We start from the raw sequence: 23241 nt of genomic DNA, 5'->3' as shown, positions 1-23241 counted from the left end.
TCTTACGATGGCTATATTGGCCATCAGCCTCGATACCATGGCCGCGCCTGGCGCCAGTAACGCCAGCAGCCAGGATACAGTAATGAGCAGCGCCACCCGCACCTGGCTGGCGCAGACGGTTCATCAGGCGTTGAATTTCAGCCCGGAGATTAAAACGGCTGGCTCCGACAGAAGCGCCGCCCAATACGATATCGATCAGGTGAAAGGTCAGCGCTGGCCTCAGGTTCAGATCGGCTCAACCGCCCCGATGGCGTCGTTCGGCAAAGGCAGCGAGCGGGAGAGCAACCGTCTGAAAGACAGTAGCCTCGCGCTGAACGTCACCACCACCGTGTTCGACTGGGGCAAAAATAGTGAAGCGATTGCCAGCGTGACGCAGCAGGCAAATGCGGCGACTTATCAATATGATAATCAAAAACAACAGATTGCCTACAGCACCCTGAGCCAGCTGATTGATTTGAGCCGTTATCAGCAAAATCAGGAAATTACGCAGGCTTATGTAAAGCGCATGAGGGAACTGGTCAATATGCTGGTGGAGATCACCCAAACCGACTCAGGCAGATATAGCGAACTGATTCAGGCAAGGGCGAAACTTCTGGCGGCAGAAACCACGCTGCAACGCATCACCGAACAGCACCGGCAATCTGAAATCACCCTGTATCGCCTGACGGGTGAGACGATCAAACTGCCGAGAAACCTCGACTGGACGATGAAACCCATCTCCTCGTCTCTGGTGATGAGCCGGGTGAATCAGCATCCGACGTTGCTGAAAGCCCAGGCTGAAGCGCAATCGGCTGAACATGAGGTGGCAGCGGTCAAGGCAGGCAGTCTGCCGCAGCTCAACTGGGTGGTTTCCAAAAGCACCGCCAAAGACAGCTATGGCAACCCTGGACAGTGGTACACCGGGCTAAATGTGCAGTGGAATGCGTTTACCGGCGGCTCACAAAAGGCCGCTGAACAGGCATCCGGCGCCAGGGCTGCGGCACGCAAGTCTCAATATGCCCAGACGCGTATGGATATGGAGTATCAGGTGCAAAATCTGACCCAGAGCCGGGACTCCGCTGAGAAGCAAAGCCGCGAATACCTGAAGCTCAGTAGAGAGACCGATCAGGTGAGCAAAATTTACTACGAGCAGTGGCTGCGCCTGGGGAAACGAACGCTGCTGGATGTGCTGACAGCGGAAAACGATCGTTATAACAATGAAATCGCGGTGGTAAATGCCCGGCATGACGTTTATAGCGATAACGTTAAGCTGGTGGCGACGGCCAGTATGATTTTTGAGTGGTTTGATCTGCAACCACGCGTGTAGTTTTGCTACCTGAGCAGGCAAAGGGGTAAATAGCAGCTATTTACCCCTTTTTTATGACATATAAAACACTGTCCTCAGATGGGAGCAACTATAAATTCAGAGGGTTAAAATTTTCAGATATTTTTAAAGCAATAATGCTATGAATCTTATCGCCTCTTTGGCAGGTGATGCCTTGCAGAGTTTTTTCAATTATTTTAGCAATCTTTCTGATTACCCAGTCAATTTACAACCATCACCTGTATGCGGATAAGTTTATATCATGACCGGGATAAAACTGGCCTGGAACACTTCTTTTTCAACGCCTGTTCTCACCACAATTTTTCCTGACCAAAGGTTGACAGCATCCTAGTAGCGATAAATACCGCGAACATCATCAGCAACAGTTGCAATAAATATTTTTAAAATATGTCATTATAAGAAATACCCACACCTTTGCTGGCAAGTTTTCCCACGTTGCAATCATCAAGGCATCGGAATGGAATCACTCGTCTGATCCAAACGATAAAATGGAGAAACCATCTCTGGCCGATATGGTTTATCTTTAACCTCAGGATTTAATGTATCAATATAATTTTTAAATGTTATGACAATATTGGAAACATCAAATCCTTCATCTTTAAAATTCTCAATTTTCCTGGCGAATGCAGACAAAGGGTCATATCGACTTTGATAAATATTTTCATGCAGTGTGTTGACCAGCGCTTGCAAAAGAACGGGAGTGCATACATCAGATGAAATCATCCCATTCAGGGCACGATTGCGGCAGGAAGCCGGGAGGTATTCTATCGAGTTAATCATTTGCAATTGTAACTTTTCGATAAGTTTCTCTGCTGTTGTTTTTTTATCTGAAATGGCCATAAAGAAAACCATGAATTCTTTATCATCCTTAATATTTCTCATAACAAATTTTTCCATCACGTCAAAAGCATTGTTCTGATAACCTTTTGATAATTTCGACAACATCCATAATAGATAAGGAAACTTTTCAGGATTCTCTTTTATCGTTGCGGCATTATTACAAAAAACCCTATAAGTTTTAGGAAAATAACGAAACAAAGCATTATCGCGCTGCTCAGGAAATGGCAAATTTTTAGCGATTAAAGGAAACACATCATCAGTGAGTTGTGGAATATTGCTCTGATCTGACGCTGCATTACTTCTTATCGCTTCGGATTCTTTGCTGTTTTCTACTTTACGGATTTTTATTTTACTATTGCCGGAAGAACGTTCAGATTCCGAAGATGCGGCTATCGGTGTCGAAGATATTTTCAATCCTATGCTGTCTAACATCGTTTAATTCCTCCCTGCAAATGCGCTTTAACGGTGTCTGTCAGGTTTGTGCTGTAAAAAAACCCGCAGCGCGGGTTTAGTTATAATCATATAAATCGTATTTCTTCAATTTCCGTCTGATATAGCGGACTTCGAATCCCAGTGCGATGACAGCAACCACCAGCAATCCGATAATTATACTCAGTACAGTCATAAGCCATCCTTGTCTTAGTAAAACTACAGCAGGCCATTATAACATCACGTTACTATCAACCGCTGTCGTCGTTGTGTTTAACTCAAATTCACAAAAAATGGCTATCGGCCATTGACGCACACTTGCGATGCGGGGTTCTTTTTTAAAAACTCAACTTCTTTTATTTATGTCGAGTAATATTCCCTGACAGAACGATGATAGTATATCTAACCGGCGACATACATACTCCATGTTTTCTGGAATGGTGTTAATGAACTCTTTTAAACTTACAGGGACCTCAGAGATATCTAAATCTTTTTTTGCGAACGCTTCCATTTTAGCTGCCACTATATTCAAACATATATAGGGGAAAGCATAACAATCGACATCAAGTGTTTTAGCCAGCCGGTTTAAAATTGATGGAGTGCATGTTGCCGAAGAGGCAATATGCCTCAACATCTGATGCCTGTGGGATTTCGATAAATTGCCTATGGCACCTATCATTTGCCATTGATACCGTTCAATTAAATCTTTTGATAACCTGCTATCATTTGAGAAGCCATCATAAAGCAGTTTAAATAACTCAGGAAATCTAACAGTATTAATTACATGAACAGAAATCGCATCAGCCGCATACGATTTATATTCTTCAGGCACTGCCGCAAACAACTCCATAAGATAATCGTATCTTGCTGGTGCAAGTTTATGCGCGATAGCGCAATCCAGGAACTCTCTAAACGTCCCAGGCAACGCTGGAAACAGTGAATGACCTTGCTTTTCGGAAATTGATGTATACTTTTCGATTGACGCAACGACATCAGCCGGCACTTTATTTTTTTCGCTGCCCTGTATGGCAAAATTACTTTCAACCTGAGAACAGGCAAGAGCATTGTTCACCCCAAGAATCTGGCCGCCTAATGCTGATAATGCTTTCTGTTCTTCATCGCTATTAACGTTTTCTGGCAGGGGTTTATTTATTATCGTAGATTCAATCATACACAAACTCCTTGTACAGGAAACGCGTTCAGGCCATTTAGTTAACCCACATTAAAATAGTTCGGACCTCAGATCACCTGAAGAAGTTGGCTCATCAAATGAAATCATGGCATTTTCATGTTTAAAGCCTGAAAAAATGGCTTTATTAATTGTCGCAAAGACCTGCATCACTCTAAATAAGTCCCTTTTCATCGTTCGGGAAATCATAGTCATCCCCAAAAAAAAGGACTTGTCCGCCACGAATCATCGCACGGTTCTGCCCTGCTGCCCGTTTTTTGCAGTTCAAAAAACAACGTCTCGTTTAACTCAAACAATGCAACAGGAGTCGCATGACAACCAATGGCGTGCCACGCTGGATCACCCTCCAGTGAGAAGCCTGGCCGGGCCAGCGGTTACATTCTTCACTGTTTCCCCTGATGCCTCGTACAGTTGTTGACAGAACTTCGCGTCCAGCTGGCGACAGCATTGCCCTGCTTTGTTATGCCGGTAGCGAAACAGCCAACAGCCGCAGCGACAGGCTCGGCGTCGAAGCGAATAAACCTGAAGGAGAAATTCCCGGAACTGGGTTTCATCAGGATTTAAAAGCAAAAGGGGGTTTCTGATGTGAGTGTCGATATTCAGGTGAAGCGGGCAATGTCCGGGCATAACAATGTTGAGCAAACTGCTCGCTACAATAGCAAGATTGCAGTTGTCCCTGTCGTCGGTGGTCAAAAATAGAACTACGGATATCAGGAAGGGGTATCAGTAAACGCGGGGAGAAAACAAAAAAACCGCCCTTGGGCGGTCACGACATCACTGCTTATTGCTTTGATTTTATTCGGTTTTAATCGGTAGTAAATATGGTGCCCGGGGCGGGACTTGAACCCGCACAGCCATAAAGCCGAGGGATTTTAAATCCCTTGTGTCTACCGATTTCACCACCCGGGCAGGGTGTAAAGTGGAGGCGCGTCCCGGAGTCGAACCGAGGTGGACGGATTTGCAATCCGCTGCATGGCCACTCTGCCAACGCGCCTTTTAATCTGATGTGCATTCCGTTACAAACAGAGTGCTGAATCTGGAGCGGGAAACGAGACTCGAACTCGCGACCCCGACCTTGGCAAGGTCGTGCTCTACCAACTGAGCTATTCCCGCATTTCACAACAAATTTACCGAACTTGCTGATTTTATTTAGCTTTTAGCAGCCTCGCTGCCGTTCGATGCGATGCATTCTACTGAACTGGCGCAATGAGTCAATAAAATTATCCTCACACTGCGTCCGTTTGCTGCTTTTTAAGTCGCATCGATCACCGTTCGAACAAATCACCGCGTGCCGCGTTGAGATACTGGAACATTGACCAGAAAGTCAGCACCGCCGCGATGTACAAGGCAACCACACCAACACCGATGACAGTCGCGTCCGGACGCCACAGTAGCGCCACCAGCGACAACATCTGCGCCGTGGTTTTCACTTTGCCAATCCAGGAGACGGCCACGCTGCTGCGCTTGCCAATTTCCGCCATCCACTCACGCAGCGCGGAGATAATGATTTCACGGGCGATCATGGTGGCCGCAGGCAAGGTAATCCACCAGGCGTGGAAATATTCCGCCACCAGCACCAGCGCTATCGCCACCATCACTTTATCGGCCACCGGGTCGAGGAACGCGCCAAAACGCGTAGTTTGCTTCCAGCGGCGTGCCAGAAAACCATCAAACCAGTCTGTCACGGCGGCAACCACAAAAATGAAGGCCGTTACAAAAGGCGCCCATTGAAATGGCAGATAAAACGCCAGCACAAAGAAAGGAATCAGGACGACTCGAAACAGGGTAAGACATGTCGGAATGTTAAATTGCATATGCCAGTAACTGTCTGGTATGGGTAGAATTTAACGTATGTTCCTACATTGCCCCCCCTGTTTCAATGTTAGTGTTTCAGGGAGTAGAAGATTTTTTCTGCCAGCGCAAAGGAAATGCCCGGCACTTTTGCGATCTCGTCGACGCTGGCGTTCATCAGCGGTTGCAGGCCGCCCATGTACTTAAGCAGCTGCTGGCGGCGTTTTGGCCCTACCCCTTCGATGCTTTCCAGCGCACTGGTGTTCTTCACTTTGGCCCGTTTTTTTCGATGACCCGAAATCGCATGATTGTGAGCGTCGTCACGAATATGCTGGATGACATGCAGCGCGGGGGAGTCCGGTGGCAACGATGTGCCCTCTCCTTCCGCTTCGAAAAACAGAGTTTCAAGACCCGCTTTGCGATCGCTCCCCTTGGCTACGCCGAGCAGAATCGGACGATCTTTGTCCCAGGGCACATCAAGTTCAGCAAACACCTGTTTAGCTTGTGCCAGCTGCCCTTTACCACCATCAATCAGGATCACGTCCGGGATCTTGTCTTCTTCCAGCGCTTTACCGTAACGGCGGCGCAGCACCTGGTTCATCGCCGCATAATCATCACCCGGCGTGATGCCTTCAATGTTGTAGCGCCGGTAATCGCTGCGTAATGGGCCATTGCCATCGAACACCACGCAGGAGGCAATGGTCTGCTCACCCATGGTATGGCTGATGTCGAAGCACTCCATACGCGTGATCTGATCCAGCTCAAGGAAGGAAGCCAGCGCGGCTAACCGTTGCTGAATGGTCGAATGCTGCGACAGACGCGTGGTCAGCGCCGTCGCAGCATTGGTGCGCGCCAGCTTGAGATAACGGGCGCGATCGCCGCGCGGCTTGCTTTGGATGTTGACCTTACGTCCGGCCAGTTCGCTGAGCGATTCCGCCAGCAGTTCACGTTCTGGCAGGCTGAAATCCAGCAGGATGTCAGAGGGTAAGGTTCGTGCCTCACTGCCCTGCAAATAAAACTGACCGAGGAACGTCTGCACCACTTCCGCCAGTTCGGTATCGGCCGGGACTTTCGGGAAGTAGCTACGGCTGCCCAGCACTTTACCCTGACGGATAAACAATACGTGCAGACAGGCCATACCGGCATCATACGCCACGCCCATCACATCCAGGTCATCACCCTGATTCGAAACGAACTGCTTCTCTGTGATGCGGCGTACGGCCAGAATCTGGTCACGCAAGCGCGCCGCTTCTTCAAAGCGCAACGCCTGGCTGGCGGCTTCCATCCTTTTTACCAGCTGATTCAGAACCTGATCGTCCTTACCCGCCAGAAATAGCCGTACGTAGTCGGTTTGCTGCGCGTACTCTTCCTCGCTCACCAGACCCGACACACAGGGGCCGAGGCAGCGCCCAATCTGGTATTGCAGACACGGGCGCGAGCGGTTGCGATATACGCTGTTCTCACACTGGCGAATCGGAAATACCTTCTGCAACAGCGCCAGGGTTTCGCGCACCGCATAGCCGTTCGGGAACGGGCCAAAGTATTCGCCTTTGGCATGTTTCGCACCGCGATGCATCGCCAGCCGCGGATGGCTGTCGGCACTGAGGAAGATATAAGGATATGATTTGTCATCACGCAGCAGCACGTTATAACGCGGCTGATACAGCTTGATGTAATTATGCTCCAGCAGCAGCGCTTCCGTTTCAGTATGCGTCACGGTGACATCGATTTGCTGGATGTTGCTGACCAGCGCTTCGGTCTTACGACTGCCAACCTGAGTGCGGAAATAGCTGCTAAGGCGTTTTTTGAGGTCTTTGGCTTTGCCAACATAGATCACCGTGCCTGTCGCGTCATACATACGGTAGACGCCGGGCTGACTGGTCACGGTGCTGAGAAAGGCTTTGGAATTGAAAACGTCACTCACTACTGATTAACGGCTCCGCATTAAACAGGCCATGTCGAATGGCCAGATGCGTTAACTCCACATCGCCACTGATGTTCAGCTTGCTGAACATACGATAACGGTAGCTGTTAACGGTTTTCGGGCTAAGACTCAGTTGTTCGGAAATTTCCGTCACTTTCTGCCCGCGGGTAATCATCAGCATAATCTGCAATTCCCTTTCCGACAAACAGCTGAAGGGGGATTCGGCTTTCTGCGGCTCAATCTGGCTCAGCGCCATCTGCTGAGCGATATCCGACGCAATGTAGCGCTGCCCGGCATGGACCTGGCGAATGGCGCTTACCACTTCCTGCGGTGCAGCACCTTTGCTCAGGTAGCCCGCGGCGCCCGCCTGCATCACTTTGGCAGGCAGCGGATTTTCCGTGTGGATGGTGAGCATAATGATGCGGATATCGGGATTGTAGCGGACGATTTTGCGCGTTGCTTCCAGGCCGCCAATGCCGGGCATATTCATGTCCATCAGCACCACGTCCACCGGATTGCTGCGGCACCACTTCACCGCGTCCTCGCCACAAGCCACTTCCCCGGCAATTACCAGTCCCTTCATATCTTCCAGTATGCGACGAATACCGGCGCGTACCAGTTCATGGTCATCAACAAGAAGCAGGCTGATCAACGGGACGTACTCCGCAGGTTAGTGATGGGGGGAATATATTTTCAGGAGGATCATCTTACCGGGTTTTACCCTGAAAGAACATCGTCGAACGCAGATAAATCCCCGGTCAAATGACACAAGTCAAATAGAGGTCACGGGCCACTAATTTTTAGCCGAATGCAATAACATGTGAGAATGAAAAAGTAAAATTGTGACTAATATCATTATGTTATAATTTATTCTGCGCTTCGCTTTAGCGCCGTATCATGAAAAACAAATAATTGCTTTCGTCATTTTTTGTTGACGATAAATACAGCAATTTATCATTTCACCTTTAGCATGAATTCCTGATTTCAGTACTAATAAATTGTTCTGACAACCGTATGATATACTCTGATTTTTGCGCACTGGAAGAATGTGCCAAGGCCGTGTAACACAACCAGGGAGTCAATTATGAGTGATGAAGACTTTGTAACTTCGCAGGAAACTCAGGCGCTGGCGGATGAAGTCGCCTGTCTGAAAATGATGGTAACCCTGATTCTGAAAGGAATGGGTCAGGCTGACGCCGGGAAAGTGATCATCAACATGGAACGTTATGTGAAGACGCTGGGGGATAAACCGCAGGCGGAGGTATTCAGCAATACCATTCGTCAAATCAAAACCGCTTACCGTCAGTAAGCGGCCTGCCCCGCGCAGCGCGCGCGGGGAATTAGCTGTGCGATTGCCAGTTAACAGAAACACCCAATGACGGCAGCACCTCTTCCGGGCTAAAGCGCCGCGTACCGCGGTACTTCTCTGCCAGCGCCGGTTGCTGAACCGGAATCTGAATCGCGAACAGATTGTCTTCCGACTGAATCAACCCCGGCGACAAAGGTTCATACACCACCTGATGTTGTTCAAACATCTTTTCCAGCATCGGTGTCGCAGAGCTGATAAGAAACTCCATACCACTCAATTCCGCCAGTTGTACGGAATGCCAGAGAATGTTGAGTGGCAATTCGGCATCCACTTCCAGCCGGGCAGAGAAACGCGACATTTCCCATACTTTTTCATGGCTGAACGGCAATACCAGGCCTTCAGGCACCTCAGGCTGCTGCCAGGGCATCAGACGGGCACAACCGCAAATGCCCTGCCGTGGCTCCCAGGCAATCATCCAGGTGACATCCGAACGATCAAAGCGATCATACTCCTGACCGGGGGTGCTTAATCTTGGTGGAATCGACCAGCCTTCACCACGCGCGAATACGCTGTAGCGATAGGTTCCCAATTCCGCCAGCAGTGAGGAAGGCATATCCTTTAGCTGGGTTTGAATTATTTTCATCATGCGCCCCTGACTTCCCCATGTTTGCAATGATTTCTTTGCGCCAGCCTGGCAAAGTTCCGGCGCAGGGTAGACAACTGGTCCCTGGCATGGAACTACCAGAATTAGTAGTTGCCTTTTCGCTATATCAGGCCAATTGCTGCGGCATAACAGGCAATCTGCGTTTTATTGGAAACATTAAAGCGCTTTTGCATATTCTTTTGGTGAAAATTCACCGTATGTTCAGAAATCGCTAAAATAAGCGAAATTTCCGCAGAGGTTTTTCCTTCTGCTGTCCATTTCAAAATTTCCAACTCACGCTGGCTAAAATCATTAGATAAAACCACCATTGAGCTGTCATTGAGACGTTCCAGAACACGCAAGCTCAGTTCCGCCAGGAGATGCAGTTTTACCTCCAGCTCAACGCGTAAGTGTTGGGTCTTACTATGTTGCTTAGATGCAATAGATAATATACCAATGGCACGATTTGACGCCATTGCCGAGCAGGAAAATCCACTCATCAGGCCAAATGCATTAGCTTCTGTCCATAAATTACCCGCCCCGGTAAAAAGATCACGGGTCCATTCCACGCCGTATCCTGGCCGCTGACAAAGTAACAGCACCGGATCAACGGCAAAATAGTTCTGACTTTCGTAATGTTTTACCCAGTTTTCCGGATAAGTGCTGAACAAAAAGATCCGCGGCCGGGTAAAAGGTACCGGATGCTGGATCAAAAAAGCAAAGTGATCAAAACCCAGGGTTTCAATGTGCTTTTGCAGCAACGATTTCAATTGCATCACTGCGGTTACTGCCTGAAATTGAATTTCAGTCTCGCCTCGCCAGACGAAATAATTATCGGTTGTCATTATTGCCTCAGCGCCGTCCAACGCTTGTGCACCTTGTTATTCTGTCCGGTTAACACAAAAAATAAATTAGCTAGAGAAAAAATATTGATTGAAAAGAGAGCCAGCCGTTTGGCAACGATCATAAACATCCGGTTGTCAATGCGTTACCTTAATGGAATGGTTTGGGCTTTGCATCTTTGTTAACATCATCACAACTTTTAATGTCACTGCCGATTAGAATAGGATTTTTCCGAGTCGGTTTCAATCTCCCCATTCATCGAAAATTTTCAATAGATTGATGAGTATTCAGCATCATCATTAACCGAAATCGATTCTTTACAGTGTTTTAACTTTATTCGCTGGGTTAATTTATGCAGTTTTCCCGATTCACCTTATTCTTAATCCCAATTATTTCTGCCATCAGGTTGCTTTTTCACCCCTCGCAGTGATTCCCGTCACGGTCGTTTCCAGCTACTCTTAGCTGTGAGCGGCGTAACACGCAACGGTGATTTGCAGGGGTAGACAATGCCGCAGCCGGGCTGACCGCATTGTCGCGCGTATTCGAGAAGCTAAGCGGGACTGACTATGTTGAACCAGTTGGCATTACCCTTACTTGTTCTGGGTGGCTGCACCGCCCTGATGATCTTAAAAGACCTCTTCCGTCACCCTCACCCGGTCGCGGTGATGAATATCATCTGGCCATTAACCGGGCTATATATGCCATTCATTGGCTGGCTGGCCTGGTGGTATCTGGGCAGAAAGCCCTCGCGTCAGGTAAAACTCGCCCTGCTGGTTCCACAAAAAATACATCGCAACGCAGGCTGGCAAACCATTTTTATTTCTACGTCGTTATCAGCTGCCGCCTGTATATTTGGTGATTTAATCACAATCCCGATAATCACTTTGCTAAACCAATTTGCGATAAATCCGGCATTATGGATAGAAGCCATTATTTGCGTGGCGATATCATTGCTAATTGGCTTATTTTTCCAATTCCTGGCAATTCGCCAACGTGAAAAACGTTCATTTGGCAGCGCGTTATTATTAGCATTGAAAACTGAAACTTTTCCGCTGCTGATTTATCAGTTGGGCATCTTTATCTTTATGGGACTGGCCCTAAAATTTGTGCTAAATCAGCAAATCAATCCGCTGTTGATCGGGTTCTGGTTTATGCTGCAACTCGCCATGATGATTGGCTTTCTTTTCTCCTGGCCCGCGAATCATTTCCTGATAAAACGCGGGCTTAATCCCGCAGTGTAATCTCAGCGACAATAGCCCGCTCCGCGCATCCCGAAATGAAAATGGCTGGTATGCGCGGCGTTATAATCCGGGCCAAGCGCATTTCCATAATTAGCGCAGCCGTTGCGCCATAACAGATGCAGGGCCGCAGCGGCATCCTGCGGCTGTTGCCAGTTCTTAGCCACCTGCAACCAGCGACCATCGGCCAGCTCAAATCCGGTGACATCCCAGGCATCGGCCGTAGCATGTTCACTTAAACGCCCTTCCTGACGATGATAAATATTGCGGCAGGCGTAGCTGCCGACGTGCGCGATGCGTTGCAAAGGGCTGGTGATACCCGCCTGCTGTAGCTGAGTCTCACTTTGCAGCACATACATCGTGCTCGCCACCGCCAGCGGACAGCTGGCAAGAAAGCTGCTGCTCAGCGTCACCGCGCCGAAACTGCTAATGCGCAGCGGCTGCGCCACCGGACACTCCCCCTTTACCGCAGGCACCTCGCGAAACTGGACCAGGCCGCTTTGTTGCGCCTGACGCATCACCGCCAGGCAGGCGGCAGGGTCGCTCGCCAGCCGCTTCAGTTTATAACGCGTTAGCCAGCCTGGTGGATCGGTCACAGCCAGCGGGGTAAACGGATTCCAGCCGGGAGGCAAATTCTGCTTTAACCACGGCAGGCTCCACCAGCCGACGAGAGTCAGCACAACAACCAGCAGCAATACGCGCACATCACCTCACTTTCCGCTAACAGGGGATGTCATTAAGGTAGCTGCTGTTGGGGGAAAACGGGGTATCAGCGCTGAAATTGCTGGTTTTTCACCCATACCGACGAGAGATTGTGCCATGTAAATATTTACTGACAGTGCAAAGCACGCAAAAGGTCACAGATGTTAAAAAACAATTACCGAGAGTTGCCGCTATTCCACTATCTTATGCCATCTTGCACTGTGCAACAGCACGTCATCTAACAGCCAGCAGAGCTGACACAACATCAAGACAGGAAAGATATTTTTATGGTTGATCAATCCAAAGACGCTCTCGTCACTGCGGAGCAGCCGGACAAACTTCGGCGCAATCTCCACAACCGCCATATTCAGCTTATCGCCATTGGGGGTGCTATCGGCACCGGGCTGTTTATGGGTTCCGGCAAAACCATCAGTCTGGCCGGGCCGTCGATCATATTCGTCTATATGATCATCGGTTTTATGTTGTTCTTTGTTATGCGCGCCATGGGCGAGCTGCTGCTCTCCAATCTGGAATATAAATCCTTTAGCGATTTTGCGGCCGATCTGCTTGGCCCCTGGGCGGGTTATTTCACCGGCTGGACCTACTGGTTTTGCTGGGTGGTGACCGGCATCGCCGATGTGGTGGCGATCAGCGCCTACTTCCAGCTGTGGTTCCCCGACTTCTCCATCTGGATGAGCGCCCTGCTCTGCATCGTCGTGTTCCTGACGCTGAATATCGCCACCGTTAAATTATTCGGTGAGATGGAGTTCTGGTTCGCGATTATCAAAATTGTCGCCATCGTCGCGCTGATTATTACCGGCGTGGTGCTGGTGAGCCTCCATTACCCGTCACCGGGCGGCGGTACGGCCTCGCTGAGCAATATCTGGGATCACGGCGGCATGTTCCCGAAAGGGTTGAGCGGCTTCTTTGCTGGCTTCCAGATTGCAGTATTTGCCTTCGTGGGTATTGAACTGGTCGGCACCGCCGCGGCCGAAACGCACGATCCACACAAGGTGCTGCCCCGCGCCATTAACGCCATTCCGCTGCGTGTGATTATGTTTTACGTGCTGGCGCTGATGGTGATTATGGCGGTAACGCCGTGGGATCAGGTGCTGCCCGATCGCAGCCCGTTCGTTGAGATGTTTGTGTTGATTGGTCTGCCTGCGGCGGCCAGCATCGTTAACTTTGTGGTGCTGACCTCCGCGGCGTCCTCCGCCAACAGCGGTATTTTCTCCACCAGCCGTATGCTGTTTGGCCTGGCTGAACAGGGCGTGGCGCACAAGGCGTTTGGTCGCCTGTCGGCGCGCGCAGTACCGACCACCGGCCTGTTCTTCTCCTGCCTGTGCCTGCTCGGCGGTGTGGCGTTAATCTATCTGATCCCGGATGTGATGACGGTATTTACCCTGGTGACGACGGTGTCGGCGATTCTGTTTATGTTCGTCTGGACCATCATCCTGTGCAGCTATCTGGCCTACCGCAAACAGCATCCGCAGCGTCACGCGGAGTCGACCTTCAAAATGCCGCTCGGTAAATTTATGTGCTGGGTGTGTATCGCGTTCTTCGCCTTTGTGCTGGTGCTGCTGACGTTGCAGGAAGATACCCGCCAGGCGCTGATGGTAACGCCGCTGTGGTTCGTTATCCTCACCATGGGCTGGCTGCTGCGTCGTCGCAAAGCCTAATCGCCCTAAACCATCAGGCCCGGTTTTCCGGGCCTGATGGTTTATAACCTTTCGCGCCATTTCCGCCACGCCGCATTTAGCGCACGCGGATCCCTTCGATAATCATGCGCTGCACGTTATCCACCGTCTGTTCAAAGAACGCCGGATCGCTCAGCGTCTGCCCGGTAATGGCCTCAACCTGCGAGGCGAAATCGGCGTAATGCTGGGTGGTCGCCCACAGCAGAAAGAACAGATGCTGCGGCCGCACGCCCGCCAGTCGTCCTTCGTCAATCCACTGCTCAATGATCGCTGCCTTATCATCGACGAGGCTTTTCAAGTCCCCCGCCAGCTCCCCTTTCAGCAACGGCGCGCCCTGCAACATCTCCAGACAGAACAGGCGCGATGCCTGCGGATGGTCGCGCGACACCTCCAGTTTCAGGCGGATATAGCGGCGAATCGCCGTCAGCGGCTCCTGGTCATGGCGTAACGCGCGCAACGGCGCCAGCCAGACATCAAGGATCTCTTTCAGCACGGCGATATACAGCGCCTCTTTCGACGGATAGTAATAAAGCAGATTGGTTTTGGACACATCGGCACGCTCCGCCACCTTATCGAGGCTGGTGCCATGAATACCGAATTGCGAAAAGAAGGTCAGCGCCGCTTCAAGAATCGCTGCCCGTTTAGCTGCCACCGCGCGCGAACGGCGCGTCGGCTTTTTTTCATCGCTTTTCACACTGTTACCTCATACATACTGCGTGAACGCATCATAACAAAGGCCCCGGTCCCTGCCTAATGCTGCCCCTGCACCTTTTTTGCCCATCAGCGCATGAAAAATGTGCAGATAGTTTTGACCAGATGGTCCAAAACGGACCGTTCACTCCAACTTATCTGAACGCTTATTTTTAACATATTGTTGTACAAGACATTTAAAAATGTGGCACAGGCTTTGCAGAATTGTGACGGAGCGCCGCCCGCAGGGATGCCGCAGGACGCAGCGCAGCGCGTGAAACACCCCCCCCGTTCAATGCAGAGAGGTTTCACATGAAAATTGGCGTCTTTATCCCGATTGGTAACAATGGCTGGTTAATCTCCACCCATGCCCCCCAGTACAAGCCGACCTTTGAGCTGAATAAAGCCATTGTGCAAAAGGCGGAGCATTACCATTTCGACTTCGCGCTTTCGATGATCAAACTACGCGGCTTCGGCGGCAAAACTGAATTCTGGGACCATAACCTCGAATCCTTCACCCTGATGGCCGGGCTGGCTGCCGTCACCTCGCGCATTGAGATCTACGCCACTGCCGCCACACTGACCCTGCCACCGGCGATTGTCGCACGTATGGCCTCCACCATCGACTCTATCTCCAACGGGCGTTTCGGCGTCAACCTGGTGACCGGCTGGCAGAAGCCGGAATATGAGCAGATGGGCCTGTGGCCGGGGGATGACTATTTCGCCAGCCGCTATCAATACCTGACCGAATACGTCACCGTGCTGCGTGACCTGTGGGGCAGCGGTCAGAGCGATTTTAAGGGCGAGTTTTTCACCATGAACGACTGCCGCCTCAGCCCGCAACCGCAAAAACCGATGAAGGTGATTTGCGCCGGACAAAGCGATGCCGGTATGGCGTTTTCGGCGCAGCACGCGGATTACAACTTCTGCTTCGGTAAAGGTGTCAACACCCCCGCCGCCTTCGCCCCCACCGCCGCGCGGATGAAACAGGCGGCAGACCAGGCCGGACGCGATGTCGGTTCCTATGTGCTGTTTATGATCATCGCCGCCGAAAGTGATGATGCCGCCCGCGCCAAATGGGAGCACTACAAAGCCGGTGCTGATGAAGATGCGCTCGCCTGGCTGACCACGCAAAGTCAGCAGGATACCAAATCCGGCAGCGACACCAACGTACGCCAGATGGCCGATCCCACCTCAGCCGTGAACATTAATATGGGCACGCTGGTGGGGTCGTACGCCAATGTGGCACGAATGTTGGATGAGGTTGCTGAGGTCGATGGCACTCAGGGCGTGTTGCTGACCTTTGATGATTTCCTGCAGGGGATTGAGGATTTTGGTCAGCATATTCAGCCGCTGATGCAGTGCCGCCATGCATTAATTGAATCGCAGAAGGAGGTTGCCTGATGACTACCGTTGTATGTGCCCATACGTCCACCCTGCCGCAGGTCACTCTGCCCGCGCGCCCGGAAGCCATTGCGCTGCCACCGGCGCAAAGCGCGCTGATTGTGGTGGATATGCAAAATGCCTATGCCACCGAAGGGGGCTATCTCGATCTGGCCGGTTTTGATGTCTCCGCCACCAAACCGGTGATTGCCCGAATTCACCAGGCAGTGACCGCCGCACGCGCGGCAGGTATCCAAATCATCTGGTTCCAGAACGGCTGGGACGATCAATATGTCGAAGCCGGCGATGCGGGATCGCCCAACTTCCACAAATCCAATGCGTTGAAAACCATGCGCAAACGCCCGGAGTTGCAGGGCACGCTGCTTTCCAAAGGCGGCTGGGATTACGCGCTGGTGGATGAACTGGTGCCGCAGCCAGGCGATATCGTGCTGCCCAAACCGCGCTACAGCGGCTTTTTCAACACCCCGCTCGACAGTATGTTGCGCAGCCGCGGTATCCGTCATCTGGTGTTCACCGGCATCGCCACTAACGTCTGCGTCGAATCGACGCTGCGCGATGGGTTCTTCCTGGAATATTTCGGCGTGGTGCTGGAAGACGCCACCTACCAGGCCGGACCGCCGTTCGCGCAGCAGGCGGCGATCTTCAATATCGAAACTTTTTTCGGCTGGGTCAGCGACACCGATACCTTCTGCGAAACGCTAAAAGCCTGATATTTCAGGCCAGTTTCACCTGCAAAAACTTATAAAAGGACGCATTCGCTATGCCAAAAAGTGTCATTATTCCGCCCGGCACCAGCACGCCGATCGCGCCGTTTGTCCCCGGCACCCTCGCCGATGGCGTGGTGTATGTCTCCGGCACCCTGCCGTTTGATGCGCAAAACAATGTGGTGCACGTCGGAGATGCCGCCGCGCAAACCCGCCATGTGCTGGAGACCATCAAAAAGGTCATCACCACCGCAGGCGGGAGCATGGATGACGTCACCTTCAACTCCATTTTCCTCACCGACTGGAGCAACTACGCGGCCATAAACCAGGTGTACGCCGAGTATTTCCCCGGCGACAAACCGGCGCGCTTCTGTATCCAGTGCGGCCTGGTGAAACCGGATGCGCTGGTTGAGATTGCGACGGTTGCGCATATCGGCCAACAGGAGGCGTGATGCAGCTGGACATCCAGGGATTACCGGCGGAAAACGCCCCGACGCTGGTGTTGTCGTCCGGTCTCGGCGGCGTCGCGGGCTTCTGGCAACCGCAGCTGGCGGCGCTCGGGCAGCATTATCGTGTCGTGACCTACGACCAGCGCGGCACCGGCCGCAGCGCCGATACGCTGCCGGAAGGCTACAGCATGGCGATGATGGCGGCCGAACTGGCGGAAGCGCTGACGCAACACGGCATCGAACATTTTGACCTGATTGGGCACGCGCTGGGTGGCCTGATTGGCCTGCAACTGGCGCTCGATTTTCCCCAGCGCGTCGGACGCGTGGTGGTGATCAACGGCTGGCTGTCGCTTGACGCCCACACCCAGCGCTGCTTTGAGGTGCGGCAGAACCTGCTGCTTAACGTCGGTGTGGAGGCCTTTGTGCGCGCTCAGCCGCTGTTCCTCTATCCGGCCGAATGGCTGGCGCGCCATCAGACGCGCATCGAAGCGGAAGACGCACATCACGTCACACATTTTCAGGGGATGGAAAACCTGCTGCGCCGTTTGCACGCGTTGAAAAGCGCCGATTTTCGCCCTTATGCCGCACAGATTACCCAGCCGGTGCTGGCGATTTGCAGCCAGGATGACCTGCTGGTGCCGTGGAGCTGCTCACCGCGCTTAGCGGCCGCGCTCCCCAATGCCAGCGTGATCGAAATGGTCTGGGGCGGACATGCGATGAGCGTGACCGATGCGGAAAACTTTAACGCCTTACTGCTGCAATGGCTGGCTGACACAGCTCATAGATGAAACCCGCGCGGCATAGCGGTGCGCTCTTTGGTCGGCATAAATGCCGCCCCTACGGAAAGATGTAGGGTGCGGATTCATCCGCACCGCCGCATTTGACGCTTAATGATTGCAAGTCCGGTTCCACTGACACTCTGGAGAAGACGATGGCGAGTTCCTGGTTTCCCCGCTGGCAGAAAAAGTCAGCCTTAACTGAAAATGGGCTGATTGCGCCGGATGAAACGCTGCCGCTTGGGCAGACGGTGATTCTCGGCCTGCAACATGCAGTGGCAATGTTTGGTGCAACGGTGCTGATGCCGTTGCTGATGGGGCTGGACCCCAACCTGGCGATTCTGGTGTCCGGTATCGGTACGTTGCTGTTTTTTGTTGTCACCGGCGGACGCGTACCCAGCTATCTCGGCTCCAGCGCCGCCTTTGTCGGGGTGATTATCGCCGTCACCGGCTTCAACGGTCAGGGACTGAATGCCAACCTCGCGCTGGCGCTCGGTGGGGTTATCGCCTGTGGTGCCTTGTATACCCTGATTGGCCTGGTGGTGATGAAGGTGGGAACCGGCTGGATTGAGCGGCTGATGCCGCCGGTGGTGACCGGGGCGGTGGTGATGGCGATTGGCCTTAACCTCGCGCCGATTGCGGTACATGGCGTGTCGTCGTCAATGTTCGATAGCTGGATGGCGGTGATGACGGTGCTGTGTATCGGGCTGGTGGCGGTGTTTACCCGTGGCATGGTGCAGCGTTTGCTGATCCTCGTCGGGCTGATCGTCGCCTGGGCGATCTACGCCCTGCTGACTAACGTGCTTGGCTTCGGTAAGCCGGTGGATTTCAGCGGCGTGGCGAACGCGCCCTGGCTGGGTCTGCCGCATACCACCACGCCGGTATTTGATATGCAGGCGATTGTGATGATCGCCCCGGTCGCCATTATTCTGGTGGCGGAAAACCTCGGACACATCAAAGCAGTGGCGGGCATGACCGGGCGCAACCTCGATCCCTGGATGGGGCGCGCTTTTGTCGGTGACGGCCTGGCGACCATGCTCTCCGGTTCGATCGGCGGCAGCGGCGTGACCACCTACGCGGAAAACATCGGCGTGATGGCGGTGACCAAGGTCTATTCCACGCTGGCGTTTGTCGCGGCGGCGCTGATCGCGCTGGTGCTGGGTTTCTCACCGAAATTTGGTGCGCTGATCCACACCATTCCCGGTCCGGTTATTGGCGGCGCGTCCATTGTGGTGTTTGGGTTGATTGCGGTAGCGGGCGCTCGCATCTGGGTGCAGAACCACGTCGATTTTAGCCAGAACGGCAATCTGATTATGGTGGCGACCACGCTGGTGCTGGGTGCCGGGGATTTTGCGCTGAAGATCGGCAACTTCACCCTCGGCGGTATCGGAACGGCAACCTTTGGCGCCATCATTCTCAACGCCATTCTGCGCCGTCGCGGTGCCGCCCTCGGAGACAATCAGGCGGCACGCCAGAACAGTTAAGGTTCCTGCATCTCCTGCGGTGTCGGTTGCGGCACCGCTTTCTTGCGGCGGATACGCAGTTCACTGACGATCACCCCGCAGACAATCAAGGCACCGCCGAGCAGCGCCGCTGCGGGTAAGCGCTCACCCGCCAGTCGCCCCACCACGCCAGCCCACACCGGTTCACCGGCATAAATCACCGTCGCCCGCGTCGGGGAGACGCTACGCTGCGCCCAGTTCATGGTGACCTGAATCAACGCACTGGCGGCGCCCAGCCCCAGCGCACTCAGCAGCAGCGGCAGACTCAGCGTGGGAACCGTTTCCCCGTTCGGCACCATAAAGATAAAGGCGCAGGCCGATGCCACCGCCAGCTGGATCAGGGTCACGCGGCGTACATCCACCCGACCGGCAAAGCGGCTGATCAGGATGATCTCTGCGGCAATCGCCAGCGTACTTAATAAGGTCGCGATTTCACCGGCGTTCAGGGCAATACGTCCATCCTGCGGACCCGCCACCAGCAGTAATCCGACAAACGCCAGCAGAATGCCCAACCACGCCATCAACCCCGGCGGACGACGTAAAAACAGCCACTGCAACAGCGGCACCACCGGCACGTAAAGCGCGGTCAGAAACGCCGACTGGCTGCTGGAAATGGTTTGCATACCCCAGGTTTGCAGGCCATAGCCGCCCGCGATCGCGATGCCGATTAGCGCACCGGCTTTGCACTCCAGCCAGGTGGTATGTTTCAGGGCGCGGCGAAAGAAAAAGGCCAGCAGCAGCGCAGCCGTCGCAAAGCGCAGGCCAACGAAGAAGAACGGGCCTGAATGCGCCATCGCCCGGTGAACCACCAGAAAGGTGCCACCCCAGACCATGGTAATGAAGATCAATACTAATTCCTGGCGCGTCAGGCGCAGGGTAAGACGGGAAGCAGACATAGGGCACCACTATCAGGATTCGGGCGCCATTTTGCGCAGAGTGAGGGGGAATTGCAACGCTTGTCACCGCCGGGCGAACCCGGCGGCGGAGGGAAAAACAGCACAGCCGGCTTATTTTTTGTTGCGGCTGCGTCCCCCTTTTTCACCTGCTTCGGAAGCGCGCTGCGGGTCATTTCTGAAATTACCGCCGCTATTCTTACCGCCTTTACGGCCTGCTTCCGCGGCTCTTTCGCGATCTTCCGCGAAATTACCCGATCCTCCACGATGTTGGGCCATCATTTCCTCCGAGAGAGTTTTCGCATCTGTGGTCAGGACTTTTCACATGCAATGGGTGAAAAGCAAGGTGGTACGTTTCCGGGCCACCTGACTAAAGAGTAGCCAATGGCGTTGCGTTTCTGGCTAATATTTATACTTTGAAACACATATTCCACTTATTTTTTACTGCCGGTTGGCATTTTACTCCAGATGACAAGCGCTTAGCGGTGGATTAAGCGAAGCCGTGTCGACATTGGTCAGCGGCTAACCAGCAGGTCACGCAGGCTCTTCTATACTGAGGATTACGTGTTCATATCCCGCAGGATGGCAAAAGATGGCGAAAATTCTGGTGCTTTATTACTCCATGTACGGACATATCGAAACGATGGCGCAGGCGGTTGCCGAGGGAGCGCGGCGTGTAAGCGGTGCGGAAGTGACGATTCTACGCGTACCGGAAACCATGGATGCCGAGCGCTTTGCGCAGGTCGGCGGCAAAGTGCAACAGGCGGCGGCAGAAGCCACCCCTGAAGATTTACCCCTCTATGATGCCATCATCATCGGCACGCCCACCCGCTTCGGCAACATGGCGGGCCAAATGCGCACCTTCCTCGATCGCACCGGCGGCCTGTGGGCTTCGGGCGCGTTGTACGGCAAGCTCGGCAGCGTCTTCGCCTCCACCGGCACCGGCGGCGGCCAGGAACAAACCATTACCTCCGTCTGGACCACCCTCGCCCACCACGGCCTGATGATTGTCCCTATCGGTTACGGCACCAAAGAACTTTTCGATATCTCCCATGTGCGCGGCGGCACCCCCTATGGTGCGACTACGCTGGCAGGGGGCGATGGATCGCGTCAGCCATCCGCTGAAGAACTCGATATCGCCCGTTTTCAGGGTGAACATGTCGCCGGTCTGGCGATAAAACTGAAAGGATAAATCCACAACAGGAGACCTTTTATGGCAACAGAACAGTCTAAAGCTCACCACGTGGGCGAATGGGCAAGCCTGCGCCACACCTCGACCGAAATCGCGGAAGCGATATTTGAGGTCGCTAACTATGACGAGCGTCTGGCAGAGGAGATTTGGCGCCAGCAAGGCAGCGACGAAGTGCTGTTTCGCGCCTTTGATAAGACCGATCAGGACGTCCTGACGTGGGACGATAAGACGGTCGAGCGCAAAAACATTTGAATCTCAGGCGGGCCAGTCCCGCCTTTGTCGTTTTAATTGACCAAGGAGCGATGTATGTCTTCCTATCAAAGTATCAATCCCGCCAATAACCAATTGCTGAAAGCCTGGCCCTCGCACGATGCCGCGTATGTGCAGCAGTCGCTGGAGGCGGCCGATCATCTTTACCATTCCGCATGGAGCAAAGGCGATATTCAGCCGCGTTTGCAGGTGTTGAAACACCTGGCGGACCTGATTGATGCGCGCGTTGAGCAACTGGCCACCATCGCCAGCCAGGAGATGGGCAAGCTGATTGGTCAAAGTCGTGGCGAAGTGAAGATCTGCGCGCAAATCGCACGCTACTACGCGGAACATGCGGAAACCTTGTTAAAACCTCAGGCTTATCCCAGCGATGTCGGCGATGCCTGGCTGGAGTATCACCCAATCGGCGTGATTATGGCGGTGGAGCCGTGGAACTTCCCCTATTACCAGCTGATGCGCGTACTGGCGCCGAATCTCGCGCTGGGCAACCCGGTGCTGGCAAAACACGCGAATATCGTGCCGCACTGCGCGGATGTCTTCGAAAAACTGGTACTGGAAGCGGGTGCGCCGAAGGGGGCCTGGGCCAACCTCTTTATTTCCAATGAACAGGTCGCCGATGTGATCGCCGATCCACGCGTACAGGGCGTGGCGCTCACCGGTTCAGAACGCGCCGGTAGCGCCGTCGCGCAGCAGGCCGGTAAATACCTGAAGAAATCGACGCTGGAGCTGGGCGGTAATGATGTGTTTGTGGTGCTGGACGATGCCGATCTCGATGAAGCGGTACGCCAGGGCGCGCAGGCGCGTCTCAGCAACTGCGGCCAGGTATGTACCGCCGCTAAGCGTTTTATCGTGCATGAAAAAATTGCCGATCGTTTTATGGCGAAATTCAGTGCCGCGCTGCAATCCGCCGCGCCGGGCGATCCGCTTGATGAGAAAACTACCCTCGGCCCGCTGTCATCACGCGAGGCCCGTGAACGGCTGATCAAACAGGTGGATGAAGCGGTGCAACACGGCGCGCGGGTGGAATTCGGCGGCAAAGCTATCGATGGCGTCGGATGCTACTACCAGCCCACGCTGCTGACCGGTCTGACTCCGGACAACCCGGCCTACTATCAGGAATTTTTTGGTCCGGTGGCGCAGGTGTACGTGGTGGCGAGTGACAGCGCAGCGGTAGCGCTGGCTAACGATTCACACTATGGCCTTGGCGGTTCGGTATGGACGCGCGATATTGCGCGCGGGCGCAAAATGGCCTCGCAGATTGAAACCGGCATGGTGTTTATCAATTCGCAGAGCGATACCGCGGCAGAGCTGCCGTTTGGCGGCGTGAAACGTTCGGGCTATGGCCGTGAGCTTTCAGACCTCGGCCTGAAGGAGTTTGCCAACCAGAAACTGGTGGTGGTAGCCGGATAAGGCGCATAAAAAACCCCGCCGC

Annotated in this window: 23 protein-coding genes and 3 tRNA genes; 12 read left to right on the top strand and 14 right to left on the bottom strand. The window is 53.2% G+C overall.

Going from position 1 to position 23241, the window contains the following annotated elements:
- Window positions 1–7 precede the first annotated feature (7 nt).
- The gene (locus AC6I8V_RS07255) at window positions 8–1306 is read left to right on the top strand and encodes a TolC family protein (RefSeq protein ID WP_497845207.1); all 1299 of its coding nucleotides are present in this window, start codon (window positions 8–10) and stop codon (window positions 1304–1306) included.
- A 462-nt stretch (window positions 1307–1768) separates the two neighbouring features.
- On the opposite strand, the gene AC6I8V_RS07250 is transcribed toward AC6I8V_RS07255, so the two are convergent.
- The 8 genes from AC6I8V_RS07250 to uvrY form a co-directional block, all read right to left on the bottom strand.
- Window positions 1769–2596: a hypothetical protein gene (locus AC6I8V_RS07250; RefSeq protein WP_497845206.1), complete on the bottom strand. Its 828-nt coding sequence runs from the start codon at window positions 2594–2596 to the stop codon at window positions 1769–1771.
- 343 nt (window positions 2597–2939) lie between these two features.
- A complete protein-coding gene (locus tag AC6I8V_RS07245; RefSeq protein ID WP_497845205.1) occupies window positions 2940–3764 on the bottom strand; it encodes a hypothetical protein in 825 nt (274 codons plus the stop codon).
- Between the two features lie 840 nt (window positions 3765–4604).
- Window positions 4605–4691 (bottom strand) — tRNA-Leu (locus AC6I8V_RS07240).
- 11 nt (window positions 4692–4702) lie between these two features.
- Window positions 4703–4776 (bottom strand) — tRNA-Cys (locus tag AC6I8V_RS07235).
- Window positions 4777–4819: 43 nt separating this feature from the next.
- A tRNA-Gly gene (locus tag AC6I8V_RS07230) sits at window positions 4820–4895 on the bottom strand.
- A gap of 152 nt (window positions 4896–5047) precedes the next feature.
- The gene (gene pgsA / locus AC6I8V_RS07225; protein ID WP_497845204.1) at window positions 5048–5596 is read right to left on the bottom strand and encodes a CDP-diacylglycerol--glycerol-3-phosphate 3-phosphatidyltransferase; all 549 of its coding nucleotides are present in this window, start codon (window positions 5594–5596) and stop codon (window positions 5048–5050) included.
- A 68-nt stretch (window positions 5597–5664) separates the two neighbouring features.
- Complete coding sequence (uvrC, locus tag AC6I8V_RS07220; protein ID WP_497845203.1) at window positions 5665–7497, bottom strand: excinuclease ABC subunit UvrC; 1833 nt, start codon at window positions 7495–7497, stop codon at window positions 5665–5667.
- Window positions 7490–8149, bottom strand: coding sequence for a UvrY/SirA/GacA family response regulator transcription factor (uvrY, locus tag AC6I8V_RS07215; protein ID WP_497845202.1), 660 nt, complete (start codon window positions 8147–8149; stop codon window positions 7490–7492). Before uvrY ends, uvrC begins: the two co-directional genes overlap by 8 nt.
- 432 nt (window positions 8150–8581) lie before the next feature.
- Between uvrY and AC6I8V_RS07210 the strand changes: the two genes are divergently transcribed.
- Window positions 8582–8806: a DUF2594 family protein gene (locus tag AC6I8V_RS07210; RefSeq protein WP_497845201.1), complete on the top strand. Its 225-nt coding sequence runs from the start codon at window positions 8582–8584 to the stop codon at window positions 8804–8806.
- Between the two features lie 31 nt (window positions 8807–8837).
- On the opposite strand, the gene AC6I8V_RS07205 is transcribed toward AC6I8V_RS07210, so the two are convergent.
- Both AC6I8V_RS07205 and AC6I8V_RS07200 read right to left on the bottom strand, forming a co-directional pair.
- Window positions 8838–9449: an autoinducer synthase gene (locus AC6I8V_RS07205; protein WP_497845783.1), complete on the bottom strand. Its 612-nt coding sequence runs from the start codon at window positions 9447–9449 to the stop codon at window positions 8838–8840.
- A 122-nt stretch (window positions 9450–9571) separates the two neighbouring features.
- On the bottom strand, window positions 9572–10294 hold the full coding sequence (locus AC6I8V_RS07200) for an autoinducer binding domain-containing protein (RefSeq protein ID WP_497845200.1): 723 nt from the start codon (window positions 10292–10294) through the stop codon (window positions 9572–9574).
- A 564-nt stretch (window positions 10295–10858) separates the two neighbouring features.
- Between AC6I8V_RS07200 and AC6I8V_RS07195 the strand changes: the two genes are divergently transcribed.
- Complete coding sequence (locus tag AC6I8V_RS07195) at window positions 10859–11533, top strand: DUF4396 domain-containing protein (RefSeq protein ID WP_497845199.1); 675 nt, start codon at window positions 10859–10861, stop codon at window positions 11531–11533.
- A 2-nt stretch (window positions 11534–11535) separates the two neighbouring features.
- Here AC6I8V_RS07195 and AC6I8V_RS07190 read toward each other — a convergent pair whose 3' ends face one another.
- Entirely contained in the window at window positions 11536–12234 is a 699-nt protein-coding gene (locus AC6I8V_RS07190; protein ID WP_497845198.1) for an extensin-like domain-containing protein, read from the bottom strand.
- A gap of 285 nt (window positions 12235–12519) precedes the next feature.
- On the opposite strand from AC6I8V_RS07190, the gene cycA reads away from it, so the two are divergent.
- Window positions 12520–13911, top strand: a complete 1392-nt coding sequence (gene cycA / locus AC6I8V_RS07185; protein WP_497845197.1) for a D-serine/D-alanine/glycine transporter — start codon at window positions 12520–12522, stop codon at window positions 13909–13911.
- Between the two features lie 76 nt (window positions 13912–13987).
- Here the strand turns inward: cycA and rutR are convergent, their stop codons facing one another.
- Entirely contained in the window at window positions 13988–14623 is a 636-nt protein-coding gene (gene rutR, locus AC6I8V_RS07180) for an HTH-type transcriptional regulator RutR (RefSeq protein ID WP_497845196.1), read from the bottom strand.
- 308 nt (window positions 14624–14931) lie between these two features.
- On the opposite strand from rutR, the gene rutA reads away from it, so the two are divergent.
- The 5 genes from rutA (at window position 14932) to rutG (ending at window position 19436) form a co-directional block, all read left to right on the top strand.
- Window positions 14932–16023 carry a pyrimidine utilization protein A gene (gene rutA, locus AC6I8V_RS07175; RefSeq protein WP_497845195.1) on the top strand — a complete coding sequence of 364 codons (1092 nt, stop codon included), beginning with the start codon at window positions 14932–14934 and terminating at the stop codon, window positions 16021–16023.
- Complete coding sequence (rutB, locus tag AC6I8V_RS07170) at window positions 16023–16733, top strand: pyrimidine utilization protein B (RefSeq protein ID WP_497845194.1); 711 nt, start codon at window positions 16023–16025, stop codon at window positions 16731–16733. The genes rutA and rutB overlap by 1 nt, the downstream gene beginning before the upstream one ends.
- A 50-nt stretch (window positions 16734–16783) precedes the next feature.
- The gene (gene rutC, locus AC6I8V_RS07165) at window positions 16784–17179 is read left to right on the top strand and encodes a pyrimidine utilization protein C (RefSeq protein WP_497845193.1); all 396 of its coding nucleotides are present in this window, start codon (window positions 16784–16786) and stop codon (window positions 17177–17179) included.
- The gene (gene rutD / locus AC6I8V_RS07160; protein WP_497845192.1) at window positions 17179–17964 is read left to right on the top strand and encodes a pyrimidine utilization protein D; all 786 of its coding nucleotides are present in this window, start codon (window positions 17179–17181) and stop codon (window positions 17962–17964) included. The genes rutC and rutD overlap by 1 nt, the downstream gene beginning before the upstream one ends.
- Window positions 17965–18107: 143 nt before the next feature.
- A complete protein-coding gene (gene rutG, locus AC6I8V_RS07155) occupies window positions 18108–19436 on the top strand; it encodes a pyrimidine utilization transport protein G (RefSeq protein ID WP_497845191.1) in 1329 nt (442 codons plus the stop codon).
- Here the strand turns inward: rutG and AC6I8V_RS07150 are convergent.
- A complete protein-coding gene (locus AC6I8V_RS07150) occupies window positions 19433–20350 on the bottom strand; it encodes a DMT family transporter (protein ID WP_497845190.1) in 918 nt (305 codons plus the stop codon). The genes rutG and AC6I8V_RS07150 overlap by 4 nt on opposite strands.
- A 111-nt stretch (window positions 20351–20461) precedes the next feature.
- Window positions 20462–20626 (bottom strand): con-10 family general stress protein, encoded by a 165-nt coding sequence (locus tag AC6I8V_RS07145; protein WP_013508570.1) that lies wholly within the window; start codon window positions 20624–20626, stop codon window positions 20462–20464.
- 313 nt (window positions 20627–20939) lie between these two features.
- Between AC6I8V_RS07145 and wrbA the strand changes: the two genes are divergently transcribed.
- Genes wrbA through AC6I8V_RS07130 form a run of 3 tightly spaced genes read left to right on the top strand, consistent with a single transcriptional unit; the run spans window position 20940 to window position 23219 of the window.
- Window positions 20940–21539 carry an NAD(P)H:quinone oxidoreductase gene (gene wrbA / locus AC6I8V_RS07140; protein WP_497845189.1) on the top strand — a complete coding sequence of 200 codons (600 nt, stop codon included), beginning with the start codon at window positions 20940–20942 and terminating at the stop codon, window positions 21537–21539.
- Between the two features lie 21 nt (window positions 21540–21560).
- Window positions 21561–21791: a YccJ family protein gene (locus AC6I8V_RS07135; RefSeq protein WP_497845188.1), complete on the top strand. Its 231-nt coding sequence runs from the start codon at window positions 21561–21563 to the stop codon at window positions 21789–21791.
- Window positions 21792–21845: 54 nt separating this feature from the next.
- A complete protein-coding gene (locus AC6I8V_RS07130; RefSeq protein WP_497845187.1) occupies window positions 21846–23219 on the top strand; it encodes an NAD-dependent succinate-semialdehyde dehydrogenase in 1374 nt (457 codons plus the stop codon).
- The last annotated feature ends 22 nt before the right edge of the window (window positions 23220–23241 follow it).

The sequence above is a fragment of the Pantoea sp. X-Soil-TKNS-1207 genome, from assembly GCF_059730485.1.
Note: the sequence above shows the minus strand (reverse complement) of the source record. Positions and strands in the feature narration are given on the sequence as shown.